This window comes from Paraburkholderia sp. PREW-6R, assembly GCF_039621805.1.
GTDB lineage: Bacteria > Pseudomonadota > Gammaproteobacteria > Burkholderiales > Burkholderiaceae > Paraburkholderia.
On sequence record NZ_CP155073.1, the window covers coordinates 2,298,525 to 2,324,953 of the forward strand.

Genomic DNA, 26,429 nt, shown 5'->3' on the forward strand with positions numbered 1-26,429 from the left:
AGCCGGCGGCTATCGCCCGCCACGCAACGCGGACGACCGTGTTCAGCCATTCAGGACTATTCATGGATCACTCCAGCACACTGAACGACACGGGTCTTGCCTCGGCGCCCGCATCCCCACCCGCGTCCAGCCGGTTCGCGCCCGGACGAAGCCGCGACATCATCTGCCTTGGCCGTCTCGCAGTCGACCTGTACGCGCAGCAGGTCGGCGCACGGCTCGAAGACGTGTCGAGCTTCGCCAAATACCTCGGCGGATCGTCGGCGAACATCGCATTCGGTTGCGCGCGGCTCGGGCTGGCGTCCGCGATGCTGGCGCGCGTCGGCAACGATCACATGGGCCGCTTTCTCACGGAAACGCTAAGCAAGGAAGGCTGCGACGTCAGCCATGTTCGCGTGGATCAGGAACGACTGACCGCGCTCGTATTGCTCGGCCTGAAAGACCGCGATACGTTCCCGCTGATTTTTTATCGCGAGAACTGCGCGGACATGGCCGTGGACGAAGCGGATTTCGACGAGGCGTTCATTGCTTCGTCGAAATCCCTGCTGATCACGGGTACGCATTTTTCGACGGAGCAGGTGAACCGCACGAGCCGCCGTGCGCTCGATGACGCGCGGCGCCACCAGGTGCGCACGATTCTCGACATCGACTACCGGCCCGTGCTGTGGGGCCTGACGGGTAAAGCGGACGGCGAAACCCGGTTCGTCGCGAGCGAAGGCGTGACCGCGCACTTGCAGCGCATTCTGCCGCTGTTCGATCTGGTGATCGGCACCGAGGAGGAGTTCCGCATTGCCGGCGGCAAGACCGAACTGGTCGATGCACTCACGATGGTGCGCGCCGTGACGCCCGCCACGCTCGTGCTGAAACGCGGGCCCATGGGCTGCCAGATCATCGACGGCCACGTGCCCGCCTCGCTCGACGATCTGCCCGTTCATGGCGGCGTGGAAGTCGAAGTCCTGAATGTGCTCGGCGCGGGCGACGCGTTCGCATCAGGCTTTCTCTCGGGATGGTTGCGCGATCAACCGCTCGAAGAATGCGCGCGCACGGCAAACGCGAGCGGCGCGCTCGTCGTCTCCCGGCACGGCTGCGCGCCCGCCATGCCGACGCCCGCTGAACTGGACTATTTTCTGCGCGAGGCGAAAGCCGACCCGCAGCGTATGCGCCGCCCGGATCGGGATGCGACGCTCGCACGTCTGCATCGCGTCTCTCCCGCACGCAGGCAATGGGAAGAAGTGCTCGGCTTCGCGTTCGACCACCGCAACCAGTTCTTCGAGCTGGCGCAGCAAACCGGCGCGGACGACGCACGCATTGCGTACCTGAAGGGTCTGTTCGTCACGGCCGTCGCGCAGACGGAAACAGCACTGGGTCTACAAGGCCGCATCGGCGTGCTGATCGACGACCGTTATGGTCAGGACGCGTTGAACGCGGCGACGGGCCGTGGCTGGTGGATCGGCCGGCCGGTCGAGTTGCCGGGTTCGCTGCCGCTCGTGTTCGACCACGGGCGCTCGATCGGCACGTCACTGATTGCGTGGCCGCAGAAGCATGTGGTGAAGTGCCTCGTGCAGTTTCATCCTGACGAGCCCGTCGAGCAGCGCCTCGAACAGGAAGCGCAACTGCGTGCGCTGTACGACGCGACGCAGGCAAGCGGCCATGAACTGTTGCTCGAAGTGATTCCGCCGAAGAACGCGACGCTGCCGCAAGCGCCCGACACCGTGTACCGCGCGTTAAAGCGGCTGTACAACATCGGCATCTATCCCGAGTGGTGGAAGCTCGAACCGATGAACGCCGCGCAATGGCAAGCGGTCGACGCGCTGATCGCCGAGCGCGATCCGTATTGCCGCGGCGTGGTGCTGCTCGGCTTGTCAGCGGCAGTCGAGCAGTTGAGTGACGGCTTTCGCGCGGCGGCCCAATCGGCTACGTGCCGCGGCTTTACCGTGGGCCGCACGATCTTTCACGAGCCCAGCCAAGCGTGGCTCGCCGGCGAGATTGGCGACGACGAACTGATCGCCCGCGTGCGCCGTACTTTCGAAACGCTGATCGCATCATGGCGCGCGACGCGCGGCACGCAAGCCACGCACGGGCACGCACCGGATCAGGTTCATCAGGAGCAGGCAGCATGAACCAGCGCGCTTTGCATCATCCTCACGATCCAGCAGCGGGCGCGGGCGCCCCGCATGCGGTGACCGGCAACACCATCCGGCTGACGACGGCTCAGGCGCTCGTGCGCTATCTCGCCGCCCAGCGCGTGTCGAGTCGCGACGGCGACGGCGGCGGCCCCGGCGCCGAGCCGCTCTTCGGCGGCGTGTTCGCGATCTTCGGGCATGGCAACGTGGCGGGCATGGGTGAAGCGTTGCATCAGCATCGCGACGAATTGCCCACGCTGCGCGCGCATAACGAACAGGCGATGGCACATAGCGCAATCGCGTATGCAAAGGCGCATTTCCGTCGCCGCATGATGGCAGTCACCACGTCGATCGGTCCCGGCGCCACGAACCTCGTGACCGCCGCTGCGCTTGCGCACGTGAACCGCTTGCCGGTGCTGCTGCTGCCCGGCGATATCTTCGTTTCGCGCGCGCCGGATCCCGTGCTGCAGCAGGTCGAGGATTTCCACGACGGCGGCGTGTCGGCCAACGATGCGCTCAGGCCCGTGTCGCGCTACTTCGACCGCATCATGCATCCCGCGCAACTGCTCAGCGCGCTGCCACGCGCACTGCGCGTGTTGACCGACGCCGCATTGTGCGGCCCTGTCACGCTCGCGTTGCCGCAAGACGTCCAGGCGCAGGCATGGGATTTCCCCGCGGACTTTTTTGCGCCGCGCGTCGTCACGTTTCATGCGCCCGCCCCGCACGCCGACGAGATCGACGCCGCAGTCGCGCGCTTGCGGAACGCGCAACGTCCGCTGATCGTGGCAGGCGGCGGCGTGCTCTATAGCGGCGCGACGCAGACGTTGCAGCGCTTTGCGACCGCGCACGGCATTCCCGTTGCCGAGACGCAGGCCGGCAAGGGTTCGCTCGCGTGGAACGATCCGCTGAACGCGGGCGCGCTGGGCGTGACCGGTTCACCGGCCGCCAACGCGCTCGCGAGCGACGCCGATTGCGTGCTCGCGATTGGCACGCGCTTGCAGGATTTCACGACGGGCTCAAATACGCTCTTCACGCAAGCCGCCGTGATCGCAATCAACGCCAATGCGTTCGACGGCCTCAAGCACCGCGCGCAAGTGATCGAAGCGGACGCGCGTCTTGCCCTCGACGCGCTCGCCGAACCGCTGCAGGACTGGCACGCCGACCGCGCATGGACCGCGCGGGCGCACCACCTCGCGGCGAGCTGGCGTGACACCGTCAGCACGCTCACGCATGCGCCTGAACGCGACGCCATGCTGCCTTATGAAGGCGACGTGATCGGCGCGGTGCAGCGCTCCAGCGCGCATTCGCCCACGGACGATATCGTCGTGTGCGCGGCCGGCACGCTGCCCGCCGAGTTGCACAAATTGTGGCGCGCGGGCAAGCCCGGCGCGTACCACGTCGAGTACGGCTATTCGTGCATGGGCTATGAAATCGCCGGCGGTCTGGGCGTGAAACTGGCGCAACCGTCGCGTGAAGTGATCGTGATGCTCGGCGACGGCAGCTATCTGATGATGAACAGCGAGATCGCGACCTCCGTGATGATCGGCGCGAAGCTGATCATCGTGGTGCTCGACAATCGCGGTTACGGCTGCATCAATCGGCTGCAGCAGGCATGCGGCGGTGCGCCGTTCAACAACCTGCTGCAGGACTGCCGGCAAGGGCCGCTCGGCGCGCCGCAGATCGATTTCGCGGCGCACGCGCGTGCGCTCGGCGCGCAGGCCGAACACGTCGCCAACGTCGCTGAACTCGAAACCGCGATGCAACGCGCACGCGCCGCCGATCGCACTTACGTAATCACGATCGACACCGATCCCGCCCGCACCACCGACGACGGCGGCTGGTGGTGGGAAGTGGCCGTGCCCGAAGTCTCGTCGCGCGAAACGGTGCGTGCCGCGCGTGCGCAATACGACGCGCAACTTGTGGCTCGCGCTGGTTCCATCCCTTTCCGCGAGAGCGGTTCCGCTGGTTCTACCGGTGCTGCCGCTTCAAGCGATTCAGGCGCTTCAGGCGCTTCAGGCGCTTCAGGCGATTTACGCGATTCCGCGAACGCCACAGGCCCCACCGCGAACAACGAATGAGGACGTCCGCATGACTGCTTTCGACGTACGTATCGGCATCAATCCGCTATCGTGGATGAACGACGATCTGCCCTCGCTAGGCGGCGAGACGCCGCTTGCCGTTGCGCTGACGGAGGGCCGCGAAATCGGCTATCAGGGCTTCGAGCTCGGCAACAAGTTTCCACGCGAGCCGCAGGCGCTAAGGACGCTCCTCGCTCAATACGATCTTGCGCTCGTTTCCGGCTGGTATTCGGGCCGTCTCGCGCGGCGCAGCGTGCAGGAAGAAATCGCGGAAGTCGGTCCGCATCTCGACTTGCTCGCGCAGAACCGCGCGACGGTGATGGTCTACGGAGAGGTCGCCGACTCGATTCAGGGCACGCCTGAACCGCTCTACCAGCGTCCGCGTTTTTTCAACGACGCGCAGTGGGCCGCCTATGCGGAGCGCGTCGACGAATTCGCGCGCTACACATTAAGCCGCGGCGTGCGGCTGGCTTACCATCACCATATGGGCGCATATGTCGAAACGGCGGCGGACGTCGATCAGCTGATGGCGCGCACCGGCGACGCGGTCGGCCTGCTGTTCGACGCTGGACACATCACATTCGCCGGCGGCGATCCGCTCGCGATGCTCGACAAACATATCGGCAGGGTGTGTCATGTGCATTGCAAGGACGTGCGCCCAGCCGTGGCGAAGCTCGCACGCAATCGCAACTGGAGTTTTCTCGATGCCGTCATGGCGGGCGCGTTCACCGTGCCAGGCGACGGCGCGGTCGATTTTCCGGCGATCATCGAGCGTCTGAAGCGGCACGGTTATCAGGGCTGGCTCGTGGTCGAAGCCGAGCAGGACCCGACCGTGGCGCCCTCGTTCGACTACGCCAGAAAGGGATTCGACACGTTGCGTGCGCTGGTCGACGCACCGTTCGGTGCTAGTGACGCAGCGACCCAGCGTACAGGTTCTGAAGCAAATTCAAGCGCAAAAGCAGACGTCATAGCGGACGCAATAGCGAACGCCAACACCGACGCAGATTCGCAGGAGGCAGCATGAGCTTACTGGTCAAGGCACAGCGCGAAGGCCAGACAATCGCGCGCGTCACGCCGGCGTCGGCCTGCTGGCGCTACGTGGGATTTGCCGCCTATCGCCTGGGCGAAAAGGAAGTGGTGCACGTGTTCGAAGCATCACGCGAAGTGTGTATCGTGGTGCTCACGGGCGCGGTGGACATTGAAACGGCGGACAATACGTGGAGTTCGCTGGGTTCGCGCGACAGCGTCTTCGAAGACGCCGCGCCGTATGCGCTGTATCTGCCACCCGGCGTGCGCGCCACGGTGCGTGCCCGGCGCAATGCCGAAATTGGCGTCGCGAGCGCGCCGGCCAAAGGCGAGTTCCCCGCGCGTCTGATCGAACCGGGTTCGATGAAGCGCTCGACGCGCGGCAAAGGGCTGAACACGCGCTACGTATGCGACATTCTTCCGCAGACCGAAGCGGCCGAGTCGCTACTGGTCGTCGAGGTGCGCACGCCCGGCGGTCATGCGTCGAGCTACCCGCCGCACAAGCACGATACCGATAACGTGCCGCACGAGAGCTCGCTCGAAGAGACGTACTACCATCGTCTCGACCCGCCGCAAGGATTTGCGTTCCAACGGGTGTACACGGATCTGCGCGACATCGACGAATCGCTCGCCGTCGAGAATCACGACGTGGTCATGGTGCCGCGCGGCTATCACCCGGTCGTGGTGCCGTATGGCTACGACTCGTACTATCTGAACGTGATGGCCGGCTCGCAGCGGGTCTGGCATTTCCGCAACGACCCCGCACACGAATGGATCATCAACAAGGACGCCTGAGTGTCGCCTGGCCATGCGTTGTCTGACTCGCATGGCCGTGGGAGAATTCACGTGCGCTCACTTGCGCGCAGCAAGGTCCACGCTCAGCGCGCCGTCCGGAGTGTGGGGCTAGCGGATTCAAACGCCAACGCGTGCGCTATCTCATGTCGAGCGGTCAACGCGATGGCCATGCAAGCCGGGGCGCCGCGCCTTATCGCAATCAGCTGCGCGGCCAACGCGTTGGCTCAACCTACGCCGAGCCATTCGCGCATCACGTCGGTACGCTGCGCGAAAACCGCGAGGTCGCCTTCGAATACGATCTCGCCGTGCCCCATGACCGCGACGCGGTTCGCGATGTCGCGCGCCATCACGAGGCGCTGTTCGATCAGCAGCATCGCAAGTCCTCGATCGCGCAGCGTGCGCAACGCTTGCGCGACCTGCATCATCACCATGCTTGCGAGGCCTTCGCCGGGTTCATCGATCACCAGCAGGTCAGGGTCGCCCAGCAATGCACGAGCGAGCGTCAGCATCTGCTGCTCGCCGCCCGATAACGCGCCTGCGCGCGTGCGCTTGCGTTCGTGCAGCACTGGAAAAAGCGTGTACGCGTCGTCGAAGGTGAAGCGCGGTGCACGGCCGCGAGCTTGCGGCGCGATGCCGAGCTGCAGATTTTCGTGGACGTTCAGCGTCGGAAAAACGTCGCGATGCTCCGGTACATAGCCTACGCCGAGGCGCGCGATTTCAAACGTGCGCAGGCCCGCAAGCGCTTGCCCGGCGAATCGCAGTTCGCCCTCGCTGCGCACGAGGCCCATGATCGCGCGCGCCAGAGTAGAACGACCCGAGCCGTTGCGGCCAACCAGCGCGAGCACTTCGCCGGACCGGATTTGCAATGTCACGCCGTGCAGCGCGTGGCTCGCGCCATACCACGCGTTCAGGCCGCGGATGTCGAGTAGCGTCGTCATGCGCCGAAGCCGTTGTTGGCGCTGTTGCTGGAGCTGTTGTTGGAGCTGTTGTTGGCGCTGTTGTGGGAGCCGTTGTGGGAGCCGTTGTTGAAGCCGTTTTTGAAGCCGTTTTGAGAGCCTTTGTTGAAGCCGTTTTGAGAGCCGTCGCCGCCCTTATCGCCATACTTATCGCCGAACTCGTCTCCGAGGTACACGGCGCGCACCGCGGCATCCGCGCGTATCGCCGCCGGCGTGCCTGACGCGATCACGCGCCCTTGCACCAGTACCGAGATGCGATCGGCAATCGCGAATACCGCGTCCATATCATGCTCGACCATCAGCAGCGTGCGGCCCGCCGTCGCTTCGCGAATCAGCTCGACCGCGCGCGCGGCCTCCGCGCGGTTCATGCCGGCGGTCGGTTCGTCGAGCAGCAAAGTATGTGCGCCGCTCGCGAGCGCGAGGCCCAGATCGAGCGCACGTTGCTCCGCATAGCTCAGCGTGCCGGCGGCCATATCGGCGCGCGCCGCGAGACCGACGGCTTCGAGCACCTCGGCGGCGCGCGCGTCGACGGTACGCGAACCGCTGAAGCGCTGCCACCAGCGCAGGCGGTCGCGCTCGGCGAGCAGCGCGGCACAGCGCAGGTTGTCGAACACGCTCAGCCGCGCGAATACGCTCGTGGTCTGGAAACTTCGCGCGAGACCTCGACGCGCGATCGCCGCAGGCGCAAGGCGCGTGATCTCGGTGCCGAACAGATCGATGCGCCCGGCGTGCGGCCGTGCGCCGCCCGCAATCAGATTGAACAGGGTGGACTTGCCCGCGCCGTTCGGGCCGATCAATGCGTGACGCTCGCCGGGTTCGACCGCGAGATCGACACCGCGCAAGATGCGGGTGGACCCGAAGCGTTTTTCAACGCCGTACAGCGCGAGCGCGGGGATCATGAACCCTCTCCCGCCGGTGCGCCGCTGTGCGCCACGCGTTTTTCGACGGGAGCCCGGGCGCGCGCCGCGCGGTGCGCCGTGAACGCGCCGAGCGCAGCGAGCATGCACACCGCGAAGCCCCGCCACCATGCCGACGATGCGCTGCCGCTGCCCCACAGCGCTCCGATTGCGCTGAACGCCGCACCGTCGTCTACGCCGAATTGCGCGGCGTATGCCCATTGCACGGCGAGCACGACGGCGAGCGTCCATGCCAGTACGGCGACGCCGCTCCACAGATACCGTGCCCGACACTGGCGCCAGCCGTGCAACACGACACGCGCAGCGTGACGCTGCATGAAGCCGGCGACGCCATCTGGCGACACGATCACGATCGTGATGAATAGCAGCCCGAGATAAAACAGCCACGCCCGCGTGACACTCGCGACCGCCACACTGAAGAGCGTCAGCACGATAGCGCCCAGCACCGGCCCAAAGAACGCGCCCGTGCCGCCGATGACCGTCGCGAGCAGCACCTCTCCCGAGCGGGCCATGCCGACGCTTTCAGTCGAAACCAGTTCGACGTTGATCAAGCCGAGCGTCCCGGCGATACCCGCGAAAAACGCCGAGCCGATCGCCACGCCGTAGCGGACGCGGCGCGGATAGCAGCCGATCGCGGCGGCCCGCGCCGGATTGTCGCGCACTGCATTGGCAAGCCGCATGAACGGCGTGCGCGATAACGCGAAAAGCGCGGCGCTCGCAATCAGGCACCACAGCGCGATCAGCGCGTACGCTTCGCGAGCCGGCCCGAAGCTCCAGCCCGCGACGAGCGGCCCGCTCGCACGGTCGATCGCGACACCCGCTTCGCCGCCGAACCAGTCGGGCAACGTCCAGGCCGCCGCCGCGACGAGCTCGCCGATTCCAAGCGTGATCATCGCGTAGGCCGTTCCGGCGCGACGCGTGGACACGAACCCGAGCAGCGCGCCGCACAGCGAACCGCCGATTCCGCCAACCAGCGGCAGCAGCACCAGTGGCACACCGACATGATTGAACACGTGCGCCGCGATCAATGCGCCGAGTCCGTAATACGCGGCATGCCCGAACGACAGCAGTCCTGTTTCGCCGAGCAGCAGGTTGTACGACAGCGCGAATACGATCAGCGTGGCGGTCTGCGCGAGATAGGCGAGCAGCCAGCTTTGCGTGCAGATAAATGGGGGCGCCGCGAGGAACCCCACCAGGGCAAGCCACGGCGCGGCGGTGCGCCACCTGCTTCGTCGCGCCGCGCTGGGCAACGTGGAGGATCGCGCACGCTCACGCATGGTCGTCGCGTCGTCCGAAAAGGCCTTGTGGGCGCAACACGAGCATCGCAATCAGCAGCACGTACGGAAGCAGCGGCGCGAGTTGCGCGAGCGTCAGGCTGTCCCACCGCGCCGGTAACGACGCCCCCAGTGGGGCCAGCACGTCGCCGAGTGCGACATTGCTCGCCACCGCCAGCGTCTGGGTGCAGCCAATCAGCAATGACGCCGCCAACGCACCGCTCAACGACCCCAGCCCGCCAATCACCACGACGACGAACACGATCGATCCCAACGACTGCGCCATGCCCGGTTCGATCACCGAAAGCGGCGCGCCGATGACGCCGGCGAGCGCGGCGAGCGCCGTGCCGGCGGCAAATACGCCGGTAAAGACGCGCGGCACGTTGTGGCCGAGCGCCTCGACGGCGCTGGCATGCGAAAGCGCCGCGCGCACGATCAGGCCAGCTTTCGACACGCGCAGCACCGCATACAGCAAGGCCAGCATCACCAGCGACACCGCCATCATGAACGCGCGATAACGTGTGAACACCGCGCCGTAAAGTGTGAAAAGCGGACCGTCGAGGACGACGGGCACGCTCGCGGCGAGCGGGTTCAACCCCCAGCCGAGCTTGACCAGTTCGCCGATCAGGTAGGCTGCGCCGAAGGTCAGTAGCAGTTCGGCGAGGTGGCCGTGCGGACGCACGCGGCGCAATAACCAACGCTCGACGAACGCGCCGATCATTCCAACGATCACGGGCGCGATCACGAGCGCGCTCCAGAACCCCGCGCGCGCCGCGACCGAAAAACCGACGTAAGCGCCCAGCATGTAAAAGCTGGCGTGCGCGAAATTGAGCACGCCGAGCATGCTGAAAATCAGTGTCAGTCCGGCCGACAGCATGAACAGCAGCAGGCCGTAACTGACGCCGTTCAGCAGATTGATGACGAACGACTGCACGGCGGGGCCCGCTTATTCCGACTGCATTTCGACGGCCAACGGCTCGAGCGCCGCCCGCAGATCGGCAGGCAGGTTCACCGGACGACGCGTGACGCGATCCACGTACACATGCACGAAGTGCCCTTGCGCAGCTGGCTGGTCTTCGCCTTCCCGGAAAAGTCCGACTTCATAGCGCACGCTCGACGTGCCCAGCCGCACCACGCGCAAGCCGGCCTCGATCCGCTCGGGGAACACCAGCGGCGCAAAGTAGTTGCAGTGCGTTTCGACCACGAGGCCGATCGTCGCGCCCTGCCCGATATCGAGCACGCCGGCGCGAATCAGATACTCGTTCACGACAGTGTCGAAGTAGCTGTAGTAGACGACGTTATTCACGTGGCCATAGACGTCGTTGTCCATCCAGCGGGTGGTAATCGGCAGGAAGTGCGGATACGAGGCGCGCGCGGCGGGAGCGGGTTTGTTCATCGTGGCGTGAAGGTATGTTTTCTGGGGTCGTGATCAGTGTGCGCGAACGTGGGAGACAAACTGCTGTACGTCACTGCCCGGGTCTTTCGACGAACTCGAACGGCAAGCCGCGCCGGCGCATCCAGTCGCCGAGCGCCTGGCCGGTGCCCGCACGCCACGGCCGCAATTTCGCGGGCTCGACGAGCCGGTATTCGAGCAGTTCCGGCGACAACGCTATCGTGCCATGCGCTTTGACGTGATACGCAATGATCAGCTCGTTTTTGCGGATGAACTCGTACACACCGACCAGCTCGACCGAGTCCGCCTGTAACGAGGTCTCCTCCAGCACTTCTCGCGCAATGCCCTCTTCCGGCGTCTCGCCGTTTTCGAGGAAGCCCGTGATCAGCGCGAACATGCCTTCCGGCCACGCGGCGTTGCGCGCCAGCAGAATCTTGCCCTCGTATTCGACGATCGCCGCGACCACCGGCAGCGGATTGTTCCAGTGGACGTAGCCACACTCCGTGTCAGGACAGGTGCGGCGAACGCGACCACCTTCGTGCAGCGCGTCGGCGCGTTCTGTCAATGGCGCCGCGCAGCGCGGACAGTATTGGTATTCGGTCATGGCGTGACGAATCTCTTTATCTTGTGTGTTCGCGGGGTGTTCGCAGGGTGTTCGCGGGCTGTTCGTAGCGTGTTGGTGATGGGTTGGCGCGCCTTCACGCCGCGCACAGCTCGCGCACTTCCGCCGCGAAACGTTCGACCGTTTCCGGCTGCGTGTCCCACGCGCACATCAGGCGGCAGCCGCCCGCGCCGATGAACTCATAGAACTTCCAGCCACGCGCCCGCATCGCCTTCGCTGCCTGGGTGGGCAACTGCGCGAAGACAGCGTTCGATTCGCTCGGAAACATGATGCTGACGCCAGGAATATCCTGCAACCGCGATTGCAGCAATTGCGCCATCGCGTTGGCGTGACGCGCATTGCGCAGCCACACGTCGTTGTCGAGCAAGCCGAGCCACGGCGCGGAGATGAAGCGCATCTTCGACGCGAGCTGGCCGGCCTGCTTCAGGCGATAAGCGAAATCGTCGGCCAGCGCGCGGTCGAAGAACACCACCGCTTCGCCGACCGGCAAGCCGTTTTTCGTACCGCCGAAACAGAGCACGTCGACGCCCGCACGCCACGTGATCTCCGACGGATGCACGTTGAGCGCGGCCACTGCATTCGCGAAACGCGCGCCGTCCATATGCACTTTCAGATGACGCCGTTTTGCGATCGCGGCGATCGCGCGCACTTCCTCGACGCTGTAGACGGTGCCGACTTCCGTCGACTGGGTGAGCGTGACGACTTTCGGCTTCGGGTAATGAATGTCGGCGCGGCGCGTGACGACTGCTTCGATCGCGTCCGGCGTGAGCTTGCCGCCGACGCCCGGCGCGGTCAGCAGCTTCGAGCCGCCCGAGAAGAACTCGGGGCCGCCGCACTCGTCCGTTTCGATGTGCGCGAGTTCGTGGCAGATCACCGAGTGATACGACTGGCAAAGCGACGCGAGCGCGAGCGAATTGGCGGCCGTGCCGTTGAAGACGAAGAACACTTCGCAGTCGGTCTGAAACAGGTCGCGCAGACGGTCGCAGACCTGGTGGGTCCATGAGTCGTCGCCGTAGGCCGGTTCATGACCGCTATTGTTGGCGGCAATCAGCGCGGCGAGCGCTTCGGGACAGATGCCGGCGTAGTTGTCGGACGCGAAATGTTGCATGGCTGGCGGCGCGCCCGGCAACAGGCGCGCTGGAAATGACGGAAAGCGGTCATTTTAGTGCGCCAATGCGTTGTGTGTTTCCGCGTGTGGTTCAACTGCAGCCGCAATCGGGCATGCGTGAACGCGCGCGCGGCTTGCGCGCCACGACGACGAGACCCGCCGCACCGAGCAGCAGCGCGCCCGCCGCAAGCCACAGCGCCGGAGAAAACGACCCGGTGCGCGCGGCGATCGGCGCGGCGACCAGCGGGCCGACAATCTGACCGATGCCGTAAGCCGCCGTCGCATAGCCCATCAAGCCGGCCGCGTGGTCGCCCCGCAGACGCCGCGCCTCACGCATGGCGAACAGCGTGATCGCAGTGAACGGCAAGCCGATCAGCATGCTGCCCAGCGAAAAACCGCCCGCCGTCGGCCAGATGATGCCGAGTGCGATCCCGGCCGCCTGCAGCACATAGGAACCGGCGAGCAACGTGCGGTTGTCCCAGTGCAGCGGCAGGCGCGCCGCCAGCAGCGCGCCGACGATCAGCGCCGCGCCGAACATCGGCCAGAACAGATCGGGCCACGGCGATCCCGGCAATGCGTGCCGCGCAATGACCGGCAAAAAGGTGGCCGTAATGATGTAGCCGAAGCCGGGGACGCCATACAGGAGCACGAGCCAGAATGCGTCGCCCTGCCTGCTTCTTTCGCTGGCGGCCCCGCTCGCAGCGGCGTGGCTGCGGCTTGCCTGTTGCGTCGCTGCGCTCAGGCCAATAGTTTGTCCAATCGGACGGTCCTCGCGCCGCCCGAATACCGGCCAGACAAGCGCGGCCAGCACCGCGCCGATCACGCCGAAGCCGATCCAGCCAGCCGTCGCGCCGTAGCCGCCCGCCGCGCTTACCAGCAGCCCGGTGCCGACGATGCCGACGCCCGGTCCGGTGTAGATTACGCCACTCCAGCCGTGCGCGCCGAGTTCGGCAAGCCGCCTCAGGCCCCACTGCGACGCGAACACGAAGGTCCACGCACTGACCGCGCCCGCGACGAGGCGCACCAGCGCCCAGACCCAGAACGCGTTGGTGACGCCCATCGCGAGCGTCAGCAGCGCCGTGCCGATCAGGCCGAGCCGCACCATCCGGCCGGGTTCGACACGCACCGCCGCGCAGCCCACCGCGCCGAGGAAATAGCCCGCATAGTTGAACGACGCGAGCCAGCCGCCGTGCTGGATGTCGATCTGCGGCTGGCCGAGCGCGGCGCCGTGAAGCATCAGCGGCAACAGCGGCGTGAACGCAAACCGGCCGATGCCGAGCGCGACTGCGAGCGTCACCATGCAGGCGAGGGCGGCCCGACGGGCAGCGTGGCGGTCGTTGGCGACCAGTTGGGCAGGCGAGGAAGCAAAATCGTTCATGGTCGTGATAGAGATCGATCCAAGGGCGGCAGGCGTTGGGCGGAAGTGTTTCCCATTCGACCATTGCATCTTAGCTTGACGTTTCAATCATGGAAAATGAATAATCTTGATGTTACCCATCGCCAGGAGAGATCAATGGATCTGGCCGCCCTGACCATTTTTCGCGCGGTCGTCCGTGAAAACGGTGTGACGCGCGCCGCTGCCAAGCTCAATCGCGTGCAGTCGAACGTGACGACGCGCATCAAGCAACTCGAAGAGCAGCTTGGCACCGACCTGTTTATCCGCGACGGCCGCCGGCTCGTGCTGACGCCCGCGGGTGAAACGCTGCTGCCGTATGCCGAGCGCCTGTTAGCGCTCGCAGACGAGGCGCGCCACGCGGTCCGCGAAGATCGTCCAAGCGGACGATTGCGCCTGGGCACCATGGAGAGCGTCGCGGCCACACGTTTACCCGGGCTGCTTGCCCGCTATCACCAGCAATGGCCGGACGTCGCGCTCGAACTGGAAACCGGCACGACCGGCAAGCTGATCGAGCGCGTGCGGGAGTTCGAAGTGGACGCTGCGCTGGTCGCCACACCGCTCGATTCCTCTGCGCTGGGCGAACTGTTCGAATCGGTGCCCGTGTTCACTGAGGAACTGGTCATGTTGACGCCGCGCGGGCATCGGCCGATTCGTGAGGTGCGGGATATCGCGTTATCGACGCTGGTAGCGTTCGAGCGCGGCTGTGCATACCGCAGCTATATCGAAAAGTGGTATCTGGAGCATGGCGTGCGGCCGGCGCGCGTGCTGGAGCTCGGCTCATATCACGCGATCGTCGCATGTGTTGCCGCCGGCGCGGGTGTGGCCGTCGCGCCGCGATCGGTGCTCGAACTGCAGGCCGACGCGAGCAATATCGCGGTTCATGAATTGCCCGAGATCGGCTCAATCGAAACCCTGCTGGTCTGGCGGCGTGGACACTTCTCGTCAGCGCTCAACGCGCTGCGGCGCACGCTCGTGTCAGCGGACGATGCGGGCGATTTGCCGGGCAACGTGGAAGCACTCGTCGCCGGGAATGTGGACGCCGTCTGAAAAGGCGGCGTGCGCGGTGAAGAGAAAATGACCGGTTGGTTTGCAACCGGTATTCGATGGGACAGGAAACGATGCGGGACACGCTCGACTCAAGCCCCACCCCGACTCAATCTTAAAGCTGCGTTTCGACCCAGCCTTTGACCCCTGCCAGCGCGCCGGGCAGGTTCGCAGGCTCGGTGCCGCCCGCTTGTGCCATGTCCGGGCGGCCACCGCCCTTGCCGCCCACCTGCTGCGCGACGAAGTTGACCAGCTCGCCGGCCTTGACCTTCTTGCTTGCGTCAGCGGTGACACCCGCGATCAGGCTTACCTTGCCGCCGTCGACCGAAGCCAGCACGATTGCCGCACTCTTGAGCTTGTCTTTCAGCTTGTCGACCGTTTCGCGCAACGTCTTGACGTCCGCGCCTTCGAGCGTGGCCGCCAGCACGTGCACGCCTGCGACTTCGATAGCCTGGCCCGCGAGTTCGTCGCCCTGGCTCGACGCCATCTTCGACTTCAGCGCGCTCAACTCTTTCTCGAGCGACCTGACCTGATCCTGAACCTGCACAATGCGCTGCGTGAGTTCCGACGGCTGTGCCTTCAGCACGGCAGCCGCCGCGTTGATGCGCGCGTCGAGATCCTGCACGAAACGCACCGCGTTGTCGCCCGTGATCGCTTCCACGCGACGAATACCCGCCGCTACGCCACCTTCCATCACGATCTTGAAGAGGCCGATGTCGCCGGTGCGCTGCACGTGTGTACCGCCGCACAGCTCACGCGAAAAACCGAGGTCGAGCACGCGCACTTCGTCGCCGTATTTTTCGCCGAAGAGGGCCATTGCGCCGCCCTTCACCGCTTCGTCGAACGACATCACGCGCACCACACCCGGCGCGTTGGCCAGCACTTGCGCGTTGACGATTTCTTCGACGCGACGGATCTGCTCGTCGGTCATGGGCGCGTTGTGCGCGAAGTCGAAACGGGTCTTCTCCGCGTCGACGAGCGAGCCCTTTTGCTGAACGTGCGAACCGAGCACTTCGCGCAGCGCCTTATGCATCAAATGCGTGGCCGAGTGATTGCGTGCTGTGCGGGCGCGGCGCACCGTGTCGATTTCCGCCTTGACGACGTCGCCCACCTTCAGCGTGCCCTGCTCCAGCGTGCCGTGGTGGCCGACCACGTCTGCCTGAACCTTCAGCGTGTCCGCCACCGCGAAACGGATGCTTGCGTTGGCCAGCACGCCCTGGTCGCCGACCTGACCGCCCGATTCCGCATAGAACGGCGTGTGATCCAGCACGACGACCGCCTGCTGGCCGTCCTTCACTTCCTGTACCGACGCGCCGTCCACATAGAGCGCGATCACCTTGGCGTCGTCGAAAACGATGTCGTTGTAGCCGTGGAACGTGGTCTTGGCGCCCGAGTATTCGAGACCCTGCGCCATCTTGAATTTGCCGGCTGCACGCGCCTGCTCGCGCTGACGCGCCATGGCTTCGTCGAAAGCGGCTTCGTCGACCGTGACTCCACGTTCGCGACACACGTCGGCGGTCAGATCCAGCGGGAAGCCATAGGTGTCGTGCAGTTTGAATGCAAGTTCGCCGTCGAGCGTCTTGACGCCGGTTTTGGCGCTTGCGGCTTCGAGGGCGGCCAGCGCGCTCTCCAGGATCGACATGCCGTGCTCGATCGTCTCGAAGAAGCGCTCTTCTTCCTGCCGCAGCACGTCCGTCACGCGTTGTTCGGCGTCCTTCAGTTCCGGATAAGCGCCGCCCATCTGCTCGACGAGGTCGGGCACCATGCGATGGAAGAACGAACCTTTCTTGCCCAGCTTGTAGCCGTGACGGATCGCGCGGCGCACGATCCGGCGCAGCACGTAGCCGCGGCCTTCGTTGCCGGGAATGACGCCGTCGACAATCAGGAACGAGCAGGCACGAATGTGGTCCGCAATCACCTTCAGCGAATTGTTGGTCAGATCGCTGACGCCGGTTTCACGCGCAGCCGCCTTGATGAGCGCCTGAAACAGGTCGATCTCGTAGTTGCTATGAACGTGTTGCAGTACCGCCGCGATTCGCTCGAGACCCATGCCGGTGTCGACGCACTGCTTGGGCAGCGGCGTCATGTTGCCTTGCGCGTCACGGTTGAACTGCATGAACACGAGATTCCAGATCTCGATGTAGCGGTCGCCGTCTTCTTCCGGCGATCCCGGAGGGCCGCCCCACACGTCCGGACCGTGGTCGTAGAAAATCTCCGAGCACGGACCGCACGGGCCGGTGTCGGCCATCTGCCAGAAGTTGTCCGACGCGTAGCGCGCACCCTTGTTGTCGCCGATCCGGATGATCCGCTCGACCGGCACGCCGACCTCTTTCGCCCAGATGTCGTGCGCCTCGTCGTCTTCGTGATAAACGGTCACCCACAGCTTGTCTTTGGGCAACTGGTACACGCCGGTCAGCAATTCCCACGCGTAGTGGATCGCGTCACGCTTGAAATAGTCGCCGAACGAGAAGTTGCCCAGCATTTCGAAGAACGTGTGGTGACGCGCGGTGTAGCCGACGTTCTCCAGATCGTTATGCTTGCCGCCCGCGCGCACGCTGCGCTGCGCAGTGGTTGCGCGCGAGTAGGGACGCGACTCCGCGCCGAGGAACACATCTTTGAACTGCACCATTCCCGAATTGGTGAAGAGCAGCGTCGGGTCGTTGCCGGGCACAAGGCTCGACGAGCGGACGATCGTATGGCCCTTCGATTCGAAGAACTTGAGGAATTTCTCGCGGATTTCGGCGGCTTTCATAGCGTGCGGGGGACGGTCCTGACTGTTTTCCGGCGGCATCGTGCGATGCGCCAACTAGTTGTTTCTTAAACGACTGATTATACGGGATCGGCGCCCGGGCGCGGCGGCGCGCACCGCCGCGTTGGCCGTCTGGCCGGGTTTCCTTCGGACGCGTGACGCATCGCAACGTGCATTGATCGTCCTATGACGTTTGGCTGAGTGCGCCGGCGCGCGGGAATCGCTTAAGATTGCCTCCATCCGCGGCGCGAGGCGCCTGCTCTGCAAATATAGGAGACTTCGACGAATATGGGCGCACTCAGTCATATCCGCGTGCTGGATCTCACCCGCGTGCTCGCCGGCCCCTGGTGCGCGCAAACGCTCGCCGATTTCGGCGCCGACGTGATCAAGATCGAACGTCCGGAGGTGGGCGACGACACGCGTCACTGGGGGCCGCCGTACCTGAGAACCCCTGAAGGCGATGACACGCGCGAAGCTGCCTACTACCTCGCGGCAAACCGCAACAAGCGCTCCGTCACCGTGGATATCGCTTCGCCCGAGGGTCAGCGGATCATCCGCGAACTGGCGGCGCAAAGCGACGTCGTGCTGGAGAACTACAAGGTCGGGCAGCTGAAAAAATACGGCCTCGACTATGCGTCGCTCAAGGAAGTGAAGCCCGACCTCATCTACTGCTCCGTTACCGGCTTCGGGCAGACCGGGCCGTATGCGCAGCGTGCCGGTTACGACTTCATCGTGCAAGGCATTGGCGGTTTCATGAGCATCACCGGCGAGCGCGACGGCCAGCCGGGCGGCGGTCCGCAAAAGGCCGGCGTCGCGATTGCCGATCTGATGACCGGCATGTATTCGACCATCGCGGTGCTCACCGCGCTTACGCATCGCGACCGAACCGGCGAGGGCCAGTACATCGACATGGCGCTCCTCGATGTCCAGGTGGCCATGCTCGCCAACATGAACTCGAACTATCTGGCAAGCGGCCAGCCGCCGGTGCGCTGGGGCAATGCACATCCGAACATCGTGCCCTACCAGACCTTCCAGACGAGCGACGGCTGGATCATCGTCGCCGTCGGCAACGACGGTCAGTTCCGCAAGTTCGTCGAAGTGGGCGGCCGTACGGAGCTGGCCGACGACGAGCGCTTTGCGAAAAACCCGTCGCGCGTGCGTCATCGTGACATTCTGGTGCCCATCCTCGCCGACATGGTCCGTTTGCAGGGCAAACAGCAATGGATTTCCGCACTCGAAGCGGCGGGCGTGCCGTGCGGGCCGATCAACGATCTCGGCGAGGTATTCGAGAACGAGCAGGTCGTCGCACGCGGCATGCAGGTCGACCTGGCGCATCCGTCGGGCGGCACGGTCAAGCTGGTGCGCAATCCGATCAACATGACCGTCACGCCGCCGCAAGCGCTCGCGCATCCGCCAACGCTCGGCGAACACACCGACGATGTTCTGCGCGACGTGCTCGGCTATGACGCCGCGCGCATCGCGGCACTGAGGGCGCAGTCGGTCATTTGACGTGATAGCGCCCGCGTGGGCTGGGCGCGTGGGCGTCAACGCGCGTTCGAGGCTTTTGCTCGGAGGTCTTCCAGCGCCCGTCGCGAAAGCGTCAGCGCGCCGGACCGCCCAGGGAGGCCAGCCAGCCGCGTCCTTCCTCCCACTCGCCGAGTCCGCTGTCGGCGTTGATGTGCCCGCGCGGACCCACGCCGATCCACTTGCTGCCCCACGCGTTGGCGCAGCGCTGGGAGAACGGCACGCCGCCGTAAGGGTCGTCGCTGCTCGCCACCACGATGCTCTCGAACGGCAGCCGCGTGTGCGGCACCGGTGCGAAACCGCGGATGTCGTCCCGTGGGAAATGCGCGCCGTCGGGGTCGGGCACGGCGACAAGCAACGCACCCGCGACCTTTGCCAGTTGCTCGGCGCTCGCATACTGCGATGCCCAGAAAGCCACCGTCAGACAACCCAGGCTATGCGCGGCGAACAGCACCGGCGCGCGTGCAGCGGCGACCGCGGCATCGAGCGTACGGCACCATGCGTCGCGCACCGGGTGGTCCCAGTCAGGCATCTGGACGCGGGACAACGCGGGGCTTTGCGCTTCCCAAAGTGTCTGCCAATGCCCGTCGCCGGAGTTCATGTAGCCCGGCAGCACGAGTACCGCCGGTGTGGGTTCGCTCATCGTGGTTTCCGTCCGAATTCGAGTAGCTGCTGCTGTATTGACGCCGCCATGTCGATGCGCGTCCGTGCGCTGATTCGCGTGGCCTGTCGGCGTTTTGACTCACGCGAGCTTACCGCATCAACGAATCACACGGCCCACGCCCGCGCCGCGCGGGTCTGCCGCCGGTTCGGGCGTCGTGCCCTCGACGCGGATCATCTGCACGTCGCCATTGAACGACTGCCCTTCCACCGCATAGCCGCGTGCTTTCAACTGATCGGCCAACTCGCCGGTGATCGGGTGATACGGCTCGAAGTAGATGGTCTTCTGCGGCAGCAACTGGTGGTGGAAACGCATTGCGGCCAGCGCATCGCCCGGCGGCATGTTGAAGTCGTACAGGTCGGTGATCACCTGGAAAATCGTCGTCAGGATGCGCGAGCCGCCCGGCGTGCCAATGACGAGCGCCACCTTGTTGTCCTTGAGCAGCAACGTCGGCGTCATCGACGAAAGCGGGCGACGGCCAGGTGCCACCGTGTTGACTTCGTCGCTGCTGCCGGGTTGCCCTGCGTTTTCGGGCCGGGTGACGAAGTTGTCCATCGCATCGTTGAGGAGGAAACCGGCGTTATCCACCACCACACCCGAGCCGAAATCGCCGTTTAGCGTGTAGGTATTCGAGACGGCATTGCCCCATTTGTCGACCACCGAGAAATGCGTGGTCTGCGCTTTTTCCGGTGCGACGTCGCCCAGACCCGGCTTTACCGGCGCGGCGCCCGGCACTTCGTCGGGTTTCACCTCGTCGGCGCGCTGCGCAAGGTAGGCATCGTCGAGCAGCCTGGCGGTGGGCACCTTGTAAGCGTCAGGGTCGCCAAGGTATTGCTGACGGTCCGCGAACACGCGGTCCTCGATCTGCGCGATCAGGTGCATATAGGGTTCCGAGTTGAGGTCGAGGCCGTCGAACGCCTGCTTCAGATCGGCCTTCATCTTGAGCATCTGGATCAGCCCGACACCACCCGAACTCGGCGGCGGCGCGGTGATCACCTGATAGCCGTTCCAGTCGGCGGCAAGCGGCTGGCGCCACACCGCCCTGTACTGAATCAGGTCCTGTTTCGTCACGAGACCGTGGCCGTACATCTGTTGCGCGATCATGTCCGCGGTGCGGCCTTCGTAGAACTCGCGGCCGCCGTCGCCGGCAATACGCGACAGGGTCTGCGCGAGTTCGGGCTGGCGGTAGGTCGTGCCTGCCTTCAAGGTCGAGAAATAGGCGTCGAAATTGGTCTTGCCGGCAAAGTTCTTCGCCGCTGCATCGCGACGCTGCTGCAGCCAGGGCTCGACCTGAAAACCTTCGGTTGCGTAGCGGATCGCGGGCGCGAGCACCTGCTTCCACTTGAGCTTGCCAAAGCGCTGCTGCGCTTCCCACATGCCGTCGACCGTGCCCGGCACGCCGACCGCCCGATGACCGACCGTGCTCATGCCCGGCACCGGATTGCCCTTGTCGTCGAGATACATGTCGCGGGTCGCCTGTTGGGGCGCGCGCTCGCGGTAGTCGAGGAAGTACGGTTTGCCGTCCATGAATACCGTCATAAAGCCGCCTCCGCCGAGGTTGCCGGCGTCGGGACGCGTCACGGCAAGCGTGAACGCAATCGCGACGGCCGCGTCCACTGCATTGCCGCCGGCCGCGAATATCTGTTGCGCGGCGTCGGCGCTGTAGCGATCCGGCGTGGCGACCGCAGACGCGTCCAGCACGGGCTTGGGCGGCGCAGTTTTGGCAAGCGCGGGGAGCGGCGCGACGAGGCTGCCTGTCAGCGAGACGAACAGTGTTGCAGCGCTTAGCACGCGTGCAGCAGTAAGTGAGGCGAAAGGCGTGCGGGATGCACTGTGCATCGGGATAGACATCCGAAAAACTCCGGGAAGCTGGGGCGCCATGGTGCATGAAGGACCCGCGTTCATGCAAGACGACCTGAAAAGCGACGGTGGGCGATGCCTCGTGCGCGTACCGCCGCAGCGCTTTGCGCCCGATCACGCAAAGACGCACCAAGCGATAGCGTGCAGACCACGAACACGGCATCACCGTGCAAGGCCGGCTGGCCTCGCGCCGCTCGCATCCTAAAACTGGCGCGCTCGTGTGAACAAACCGTTTTACCTCCTGTTACAGCACGACTTGCGTGCCGCGAGCACATTCAGGCTCGCGGCGCGCGATGCGACACGACGGCCGAGAAACCGCCCAACCGTTGGCACGACGCCGCACTCGCCTGTCGCAAAGGGAGTCGTCAGGTAGAATTGTCGGATAAGAGGACGCATTGCGCGCCCCCGACCGACTTTCACCTTCACGCATGAATACCGAACGCAACGACGCGCCAGCGGCATCCAATTTCATCCGCAACATCATTGACGAAGACAACCGCAGCGGCAAATGGGGCCAGCGGGTGGAAACGCGTTTCCCGCCGGAACCGAATGGCTATCTGCACATTGGCCATGCCAAGAGCATCTGCCTGAACTTCGGCGTGGCGCGCAGCTACGGCGGCGTGTGCCATTTGCGCTTTGACGACACCAATCCGGAAAAGGAAAGTGTCGAATACGTCGACTCGATCATCGACGCCGTGCGCTGGCTCGGCTTCGAATGGAAAAAAGACGGCAAGGAAGAGCTTTACTACGCAAGCGACTACTACGACAAGCTATACGAATTCGCCGAACTGCTGATCGAGCGCGGCAAGGCTTATGTAGACAGCCAGTCGGCCGAAGAAATGCGCGCCAATCGCGGCTCGGCGACCGAGGTCGGCACGCCGTCGCCATTCCGCGAGCGTTCGGTGCAGGAAAACCTCGATCTGTTCCGCCGCATGAAAGCCGGCGAATTCAAGGAAGGCGAGCATGTGTTGCGCGCGAAGATCGACATGTCGTCGCCGAACTTCAACATGCGCGACCCGGTGATCTACCGGATTCGTTTCGCCCATCACTACCGTACCGGCGACAAGTGGTGCGTGTACCCGATGTACGACTACACGCACTGCATTTCGGACGCGCTTGAGAACATCACGCATTCGCTGTGCACCCTCGAATTCGAAGACCACCGCCCGCTGTACGACTGGATCCTGAACGAGCTGGCTGAAGCGGGCGTCTTCACGCGTCCGCTGCCGCAACAGATTGAATTCTCACGTCTGAACCTGACCTACGCGATCACCAGCAAGCGCAAGCTGTTGCAACTGGTCAACGAAGGCCACGTGGAAGGCTGGGACGATCCGCGCATGCCGACCATCGTCGGCGTGCGTCGCCGCGGTTTCACGCCGGAAGCCATCCAGCTGTTCTGCGAGCGTATCGGCGTGACCAAGGTCGATTCCTGGATCGACATGAGCGTGTTCGAAGGCGCGCTGCGCGACGATCTGGACGAAAAGGCGCCGCGTATCGCCGCGGTGCTCGACCCGGTCAAGCTGATCATCGACAACTTTCCGGAAGGCGTGAGCGAGCCGTGCAGCGCGCCGGTTCATCCGCATCATCCGGAAATGGGCCTGCGCGAATTCCCGATTTCGCGCGAACTCTGGATCGAACGCGACGACTACACCGAAACGCCGCCGAAGGGCTATTTCCGCCTGTTCCCGGGCAACAAGGTGCGCCTGCGCTATGGCTTCGTGATCGAATGCACGGGCGCGCAGAAGGACGAAAACGGCAACGTCGTCGCCGTTCATTGCAACTACTTCCCGGACAGCAAGTCGGGCACGGAAGGCGCGAACAATTACAAGGTCAAGGGCAATATTCACTGGGTCAGCGCGGCCGCCGCCTGCCCGGCCGAAGTGCGTATTTACGACCGCCTGTTCCGGGAGCCGCAACCGGACGCCGGCGGCCGCGACTTCCTCGAAGCGCTGAACCCCGATTCGAAGCGCGTGGTCAATGCCTACCTCGAACCGGGTGCACGCGACGCGCTGCCGGAACAGCGCTATCAGTTCGAGCGCCACGGCTACTTTGTCGCCGACCGCGTCGACTCGCAGCCGGGCAAACCCGTCTTCAACCGGATCGTGAGTTTGCGCGACAGTTGGGGCAAGCCGGCGTAAGCTCGACTGATTGCACACCCACCATCGTTGCAGCGTGCCTGAAGTTGACCACGGCGTGCCTCTTGCTCGCGAGATGCATGCCGTCGTATCACACAATGTTCCATCGACAGTGAGAGCGCGGCAACTGCACGCGCCGGTCCGGGAGGTTCGATGAAAGTGGCAAGCCGCCGCGGGGTGGCTATTCAGGGCACCGGGAGCACGGCTGAACGCCCAGGCGCGAGGCTTGCCATGCGGGCTGCGCAGACACGCCGCAGCGAACGGGCACCGGCTCTTGCCACCTGCCTGCACCGCGCACGCTTCGCGGTCATCGCAGCCGCCTTCGGCGTCGCGTCGCTCACCTGCCCCGCGAACGCGGACGAATTAACGGGCACGCTGAAAAAAATCCACGACGACGGCGTGGTCGTGCTCGGTGTGCGCGAAGCCTCGATTCCGTTTTCCTATTTCGACGGCAAGAACACCGTCGGCTATTCGCAGGCCATCGCGCTGCAGATTGTCGACGAGATCAAGAAAACGCTTGGCATGCCGCAACTGAAGGTTCACGAAGTCACCGTCACTTCGTCGAACCGCACGCCCATGCTGCTCAACAATCAGATCGACCTGGAATGCGGCTCGACTACCCATACGGCTGAGCGCGAAAGCGTCGCCGCGTTTTCGGACAGCATCTTCCAGTACGCGGTGCGGATGATCACGCGCAGGAGCAGCGGCATCAACGACTTCGCGGATCTGGCGGGCAAGACGGTCGTGACGACGGCGGGCACTTCGGACGAACGTTTGCTGCGGCGGCTTAATACCGACAAGCATCTGAACATGCGCATCACGGCTGCGCGCGATCATCCGGAAGCATTCAGCGCGGTCAAGGAAGACCGCGCCGCTGCCTTCGTCATGGACGAGCCGATCGTGTACGGCTTCAAGTCGACCGATCCGCGCCCGGATGACTTCATCGTCACCGGCACGCCGCTTGGCTACGAGGTCTACGCCTGCATGTTCCGCAAGGGCGACGAGCCGCTGCGCAACCTGGTGAATCGCGTGATTGCTCGCGGCCAGACGTCGGGCGACGCCGAGCGTCTCTATAAACAGTGGTTCACCCAGCCCATCCCGCCGCATGGCATCAATCTGAACTTTCCGATGTCGGATCAGAACCGCGCCCTGTTTGCGCATCCGAACGACCGCGCGTTGGACTGAAACGTCCGGGCAACGAAGGGCGAGCGGGTCGGCACGCGAATGCGAGCCATCCGGGGCGGCGAGCCTGCGGAGTGTCAGTTCCGGCGCTGCCCGCTACAGCGAACGGTGCAGGTCTTCGAGCGAAAGCGTTGTCTGAAAAAGCTTCGTGAGGCTACGGCTCGCGAATTTTTCGACTTCGTGCGGCGCGGTCCAGCGGTAGGCGTCCATCTCGGGAATCATCGTGCCGTCGGAGCGGCGCGGAAACATCGACGTGCAGGTGCACACGCTCAGATCGAGCTCGTCCGCGTTTGCGCGCGCGGCGAACAGATGCAGATCCTTGTCCCGCCGATACACAAAAAGCCCCAGGTCTTTCAGCCGCTCGGGTTCGATCGAAATGCCGGTTTCCTCGACCAGTTCGCGCAACGCCGTCACATGCGGCGCCTCGCCCTCTTCGCCGTGACCTTTTGGAATGTCCCAGTGCGACGTTTCAGTGGCATGCGCGAGCAATACCCGCCCGCCCGGATCGAGCAGTACGACGCCGCAGGAAGTCACGCGGGCGCTCATCAGGTTGACGTGCGTCGCGAGGCATGAAACGCCGCGTGGACGCCGCATAGGAAGCCGGCAACCGGCGGCGTCGACTCGAAGGCGCGCGGCGCAATGGCCGTGCACACGATCAACGCTTCTTCTGCAGTTGCCAGTTGCCGTTGCCCTGCTTGCAGAATTGCGGGCGCAGGTTCATGGATTGCCCTTTTGCATTGAGCACGACACCCACGTCGCGGCAGGTGCGCTCGCCCTCTTTCGCTGTGCCGGCGACGGTGATGTTTGCGTCGATCTTCACGCTGTTGCCGGTTCCTTCGTTGAGCCACGTCGTGCTTTCACCGTCCTGCTTGTCGTTTAACGCCGCGAACACCGCTTTCTTGATCGAGTCGACATCGCGCTGCTTCATGTAGCTGATCGGGGTGTCGTTCAGAAAACCAAGATTCGCCGCTTGCGCGCCGAACGCGGCGCCGAGTAGCACAGCGCCGGCAGCGAGGTGAAACTGCACACGGGTTCGCATCGACATGAAGGGTTCTCCAAGTTTGAGTTCGGACGATCACGGTTGCATCACGGTTGCATACGCGTCATGCAACGATCTGGACCTCAAAAGCATAGCATGGCGCCCTTGCCGCGACAGGGCGACGCGCGCTGGAGACGATCTGGCTCAAACACGGCGCGGCGCGGATGGACGCATTTTTAGGACATGTCTCATCCATCCCGAGGCGACCCTTCCTTAAGCTAATCCGATTGCGTCCAGGCGCTCAACCCAGTCGGCGACATCGCCCGTCACTCATGAATGTGTCTCTTGCTCTTCAAACTTTTGCCGTCGCGCTTGCGCTGCTGTGCGTGGCGTTCGTGCCCGTCACGATCCGGCGTGATCTCGGCCTCTCGCGGCGCATTGTCCGCATCGACACGTTGCCGCGCATGCGCTGGCCTTTTCTGCTGACGCGTATCGGCGCGGCCTGTCTGCTGGTCTCCTTCGCGCTGCTCGTGTTCGCCTGCTTATACATTCTGACTGCTCACGCCCATTGAGCGTCGCCGCGCGGCCCTGAGCATCCGATAACCACCAC

Annotated in this window: 20 protein-coding genes and 2 pseudogenes; 9 read left to right on the forward strand and 13 right to left on the reverse strand. The window is 64.6% G+C overall.

What is annotated here, in order from left to right; genetic code table 11:
* Positions 1-62: 62 nt before the first annotated feature.
* From iolC to iolB, 4 genes and pseudogenes are all read left to right on the forward strand, one after another.
* Complete coding sequence (gene iolC, locus AAGS40_RS09895) at positions 63-2,117, forward strand: 5-dehydro-2-deoxygluconokinase (RefSeq protein ID WP_345811090.1); 2,055 nt, start codon at positions 63-65, stop codon at positions 2,115-2,117.
* Positions 2,114-4,198 carry a 3D-(3,5/4)-trihydroxycyclohexane-1,2-dione acylhydrolase (decyclizing) gene (gene iolD / locus AAGS40_RS09900; RefSeq protein WP_345811091.1) on the forward strand — a complete coding sequence of 695 codons (2,085 nt, stop codon included), beginning with the start codon at positions 2,114-2,116 and terminating at the stop codon, positions 4,196-4,198. Before iolC ends, iolD begins: the two co-directional genes overlap by 4 nt.
* Positions 4,199-4,208: 10 nt before the next feature.
* A pseudogene (gene iolE / locus AAGS40_RS09905) lies at positions 4,209-5,096 on the forward strand (myo-inosose-2 dehydratase); the annotation flags it as partial.
* 122 nt (positions 5,097-5,218) lie between these two features.
* Complete coding sequence (gene iolB / locus AAGS40_RS09910; protein WP_345811092.1) at positions 5,219-6,019, forward strand: 5-deoxy-glucuronate isomerase; 801 nt, start codon at positions 5,219-5,221, stop codon at positions 6,017-6,019.
* A 224-nt stretch (positions 6,020-6,243) separates the two neighbouring features.
* On the opposite strand, the gene AAGS40_RS09915 is transcribed toward iolB, so the two are convergent.
* The 8 genes and pseudogenes from AAGS40_RS09915 to AAGS40_RS09950 form a co-directional block, all read right to left on the reverse strand.
* A complete protein-coding gene (locus tag AAGS40_RS09915) occupies positions 6,244-6,957 on the reverse strand; it encodes an ABC transporter ATP-binding protein (protein WP_345811093.1) in 714 nt (237 codons plus the stop codon).
* A 179-nt stretch (positions 6,958-7,136) separates the two neighbouring features.
* A pseudogene (locus AAGS40_RS09920) lies at positions 7,137-7,874 on the reverse strand (ABC transporter ATP-binding protein); the annotation flags it as partial.
* Complete coding sequence (locus AAGS40_RS09925; RefSeq protein WP_345811094.1) at positions 7,871-9,169, reverse strand: branched-chain amino acid ABC transporter permease; 1,299 nt, start codon at positions 9,167-9,169, stop codon at positions 7,871-7,873. The gene AAGS40_RS09925 and the pseudogene AAGS40_RS09920, both read right to left, overlap by 4 nt.
* Positions 9,162-10,100, reverse strand: coding sequence for a branched-chain amino acid ABC transporter permease (locus AAGS40_RS09930; RefSeq protein ID WP_345811095.1), 939 nt, complete (start codon positions 10,098-10,100; stop codon positions 9,162-9,164). Before AAGS40_RS09930 ends, AAGS40_RS09925 begins: the two co-directional genes overlap by 8 nt.
* Before the next feature lie 12 nt (positions 10,101-10,112).
* The gene (locus AAGS40_RS09935) at positions 10,113-10,562 is read right to left on the reverse strand and encodes a thioesterase family protein (protein WP_345811096.1); all 450 of its coding nucleotides are present in this window, start codon (positions 10,560-10,562) and stop codon (positions 10,113-10,115) included.
* A 70-nt stretch (positions 10,563-10,632) separates the two neighbouring features.
* The gene (locus AAGS40_RS09940; protein WP_345811097.1) at positions 10,633-11,163 is read right to left on the reverse strand and encodes an NUDIX domain-containing protein; all 531 of its coding nucleotides are present in this window, start codon (positions 11,161-11,163) and stop codon (positions 10,633-10,635) included.
* 94 nt (positions 11,164-11,257) lie between these two features.
* Positions 11,258-12,289: a low specificity L-threonine aldolase gene (locus AAGS40_RS09945; RefSeq protein ID WP_345811098.1), complete on the reverse strand. Its 1,032-nt coding sequence runs from the start codon at positions 12,287-12,289 to the stop codon at positions 11,258-11,260.
* A 91-nt stretch (positions 12,290-12,380) separates the two neighbouring features.
* Complete coding sequence (locus tag AAGS40_RS09950; RefSeq protein WP_345811099.1) at positions 12,381-13,667, reverse strand: YbfB/YjiJ family MFS transporter; 1,287 nt, start codon at positions 13,665-13,667, stop codon at positions 12,381-12,383.
* Positions 13,668-13,802: 135 nt separating this feature from the next.
* Between AAGS40_RS09950 and AAGS40_RS09955 the strand changes: the two genes are divergently transcribed.
* Positions 13,803-14,732, forward strand: a complete 930-nt coding sequence (locus tag AAGS40_RS09955; protein ID WP_345811100.1) for a LysR substrate-binding domain-containing protein — start codon at positions 13,803-13,805, stop codon at positions 14,730-14,732.
* Positions 14,733-14,844: 112 nt separating this feature from the next.
* Here AAGS40_RS09955 and alaS read toward each other — a convergent pair whose 3' ends face one another.
* Positions 14,845-17,481 carry an alanine--tRNA ligase gene (alaS, locus tag AAGS40_RS09960; protein WP_345811101.1) on the reverse strand — a complete coding sequence of 879 codons (2,637 nt, stop codon included), beginning with the start codon at positions 17,479-17,481 and terminating at the stop codon, positions 14,845-14,847.
* A gap of 285 nt (positions 17,482-17,766) precedes the next feature.
* Here alaS and AAGS40_RS09965 point away from each other — a divergent pair, with 285 nt between their 5' ends.
* The gene (locus tag AAGS40_RS09965; protein ID WP_345811102.1) at positions 17,767-18,987 is read left to right on the forward strand and encodes a CaiB/BaiF CoA-transferase family protein; all 1,221 of its coding nucleotides are present in this window, start codon (positions 17,767-17,769) and stop codon (positions 18,985-18,987) included.
* 91 nt (positions 18,988-19,078) lie between these two features.
* On the opposite strand, the gene AAGS40_RS09970 is transcribed toward AAGS40_RS09965, so the two are convergent.
* Positions 19,079-19,645 (reverse strand): alpha/beta hydrolase, encoded by a 567-nt coding sequence (locus AAGS40_RS09970; protein WP_345811103.1) that lies wholly within the window; start codon positions 19,643-19,645, stop codon positions 19,079-19,081.
* A gap of 117 nt (positions 19,646-19,762) precedes the next feature.
* Positions 19,763-21,514, reverse strand: a complete 1,752-nt coding sequence (ggt, locus tag AAGS40_RS09975; RefSeq protein ID WP_345811104.1) for a gamma-glutamyltransferase — start codon at positions 21,512-21,514, stop codon at positions 19,763-19,765.
* A gap of 437 nt (positions 21,515-21,951) precedes the next feature.
* Here ggt and AAGS40_RS09980 point away from each other — a divergent pair, with 437 nt between their 5' ends.
* Together AAGS40_RS09980 and AAGS40_RS09985 are read left to right on the forward strand one after the other, a co-directional pair.
* Positions 21,952-23,661: a glutamine--tRNA ligase/YqeY domain fusion protein gene (locus AAGS40_RS09980; RefSeq protein WP_345811105.1), complete on the forward strand. Its 1,710-nt coding sequence runs from the start codon at positions 21,952-21,954 to the stop codon at positions 23,659-23,661.
* 150 nt (positions 23,662-23,811) lie between these two features.
* Positions 23,812-24,843, forward strand: coding sequence for a transporter substrate-binding domain-containing protein (locus AAGS40_RS09985; RefSeq protein ID WP_345811106.1), 1,032 nt, complete (start codon positions 23,812-23,814; stop codon positions 24,841-24,843).
* Positions 24,844-24,936: 93 nt separating this feature from the next.
* Here the strand turns inward: AAGS40_RS09985 and AAGS40_RS09990 are convergent, their stop codons facing one another.
* Together AAGS40_RS09990 and AAGS40_RS09995 are read right to left on the reverse strand one after the other, a co-directional pair.
* Positions 24,937-25,386, reverse strand: coding sequence for an NUDIX domain-containing protein (locus AAGS40_RS09990; protein WP_345811107.1), 450 nt, complete (start codon positions 25,384-25,386; stop codon positions 24,937-24,939).
* Positions 25,387-25,495: 109 nt separating this feature from the next.
* Positions 25,496-25,885: an RT0821/Lpp0805 family surface protein gene (locus AAGS40_RS09995; RefSeq protein ID WP_345811108.1), complete on the reverse strand. Its 390-nt coding sequence runs from the start codon at positions 25,883-25,885 to the stop codon at positions 25,496-25,498.
* 266 nt (positions 25,886-26,151) lie between these two features.
* On the opposite strand from AAGS40_RS09995, the gene AAGS40_RS10000 reads away from it, so the two are divergent.
* The gene (locus AAGS40_RS10000) at positions 26,152-26,391 is read left to right on the forward strand and encodes a hypothetical protein (protein ID WP_345811109.1); all 240 of its coding nucleotides are present in this window, start codon (positions 26,152-26,154) and stop codon (positions 26,389-26,391) included.
* Positions 26,392-26,429 lie beyond the last annotated feature (38 nt).